The following is a 1,950-nucleotide window of genomic DNA, read 5'->3' on the forward strand; positions in this document are numbered from 1 at the left end:
GCCAGGTATTAGTGAAGGTAATAAAAGAAACAGTTAAAAAAATAGCTTACTTAACAATAATGGGCCTATATACCATAACATTGCAGGGATTTCTCATACCATCGTGGCGCCTGAAAAGTACGTCCAAGTCGTTTCATGCATTCTTGTTGGAGAAACTCCCGAACTTCATTATAGTATTCTGGTCCATGCCCAAATGCAAGCTCACACGCTTGCTTACAATTTTCCAAGGTGTTACCCATCGGGTCACCCTTCCGTGTAATCCAATTAACACACTTGCGAATACTCTGTAGCTCTATAGGGGCTATAAATATAGATCTACTACTCGGATGCAACTTAAAACCACGTTTCAAAAACGAAACGTTGTTAAGTTGCCTAAATTTGACAATATTATCACTTTTATCTATATCGGTAAAAATAATATTGTACATTTTAAAAAATTCTGATAATGTTGCTGTATTATAAATATCTTTATACACATCACTAACACTGACGCATACATCATCTCCATACGTCAGTATCCTAATATGTTCGTGCATAGTACTAAAATTCTGTTTTGTTATATGACGCCATGCACATCTCAAATATAATGAATTAACTAGACTATTAAGTGGAGTAGTAACCGGACTCCCCGACGGGATGCCACACGGAACACCATAAACAACATTCAAACACAAGTGCCTCGCATGCAATATCTCAGACAGCATAACTCTGCGAACTAATTGTCGCTCAGGATCGTTATCATACCGTTCGTACCATTTAATTATAATGTTAAAAGCTTTTTCCACGCATTTCAACATCAAACCGGGACCGAAGTTCTTATAGTCACCGGCTATTATACTACTACCACGTGAAGTTATATGATCCGCTACTTGCGACCACTCCAATGAATCAACATTCAAACCTATACCATGCTCTGCAGATAATCTTGCACCCTGGTAGGATGCAAGAAAGTCCCCGAAATACTGCTTAAAAGCTATAGTATACTGAACGGGAGAAATAGAGAAAATACGTGTTTTTCCAGGGATTTTACACTTTTCAATATCAATACACGTATCCTTAAGACAATCCACAAAAATAGTCGGACATCTTACACCATCTCGACGAAGCATCTCACATATAGTCAACTGTCGCTTCAACTCACCATGCATGCCCTTCAGAACATAACCACTCGGCGTTTCATCCAAATCAAACAGCCATTTCTTTCCTTTAACACCAGGTGGACGCAATGCCTTCAGTGGAAATCCTTCACTAGAACTCCACTCAAGTGGTTCAAAACCTTTAACATTAACGTTACCGCAAATAGCATCCTGAAGAGACAGTTTTCCAACAGCGACCCTAACAGGCTTAACATTACCAAGAATCACATCCTCAAGGTCGTCAGCAGCCGGATTTAACAATTCATTCGGAAAATCTAAAGGAGGCTTCCCCATGTGTTCCACTCCACACTTCAGAGGAGGACTATTTGGAGGAAGACGCTGATCCCGTGGTGACAAGGGATTGGGCTCAGTATCGACATCATACACCCCATGTACTAAACTTGGAACATATTGACTTACACTACCCTGATGATGACTATAAGCGTCCTGCACAGTTCCCTGTGGATACAATAATGTATCAAACTGTATCCTCTCCTTACCTCCGTCCAAACGAAGGTCACACATTTCGTACTCGTAGTGCTTAACGTCCAACTCATTGAAAGACTCAGCACAAATCGGCTCAGCATACCCAAATGTCGTAGTACCCGCAAAATGAATACCAACAATAGGTCGCTCCAATGTACTACATAACAACGCACTACCACATAAACCAACAGCAGTATACTTATACGAGTAACATTCGGACAATCGCAGCCAGCCACATGCATCCGTAACTTCTTTATTATACTCAACATTCATCACACAATGCATACTCTCTCCTGACAAACTCGAATACAAATAACACTCATCAAAC

Annotated in this window: 1 protein-coding gene; it reads right to left on the reverse strand. The window is 40.4% G+C overall.

Annotation, left to right across the window (positions count from 1 at the left end; translation table 11 throughout):
• Positions 1 to 65: 65 nt before the first annotated feature.
• Positions 66 to 1,950 (reverse strand): RNA-dependent RNA polymerase family protein (locus F0L74_RS34495; protein WP_149842210.1); only part of this gene is annotated, 1,885 nt, incomplete at its 5' end.

It is taken from the genome of Chitinophaga agrisoli (genome assembly GCF_008386695.1).
Taxonomy (GTDB): Bacteria; Bacteroidota; Bacteroidia; order Chitinophagales; family Chitinophagaceae; genus Chitinophaga; species Chitinophaga agrisoli.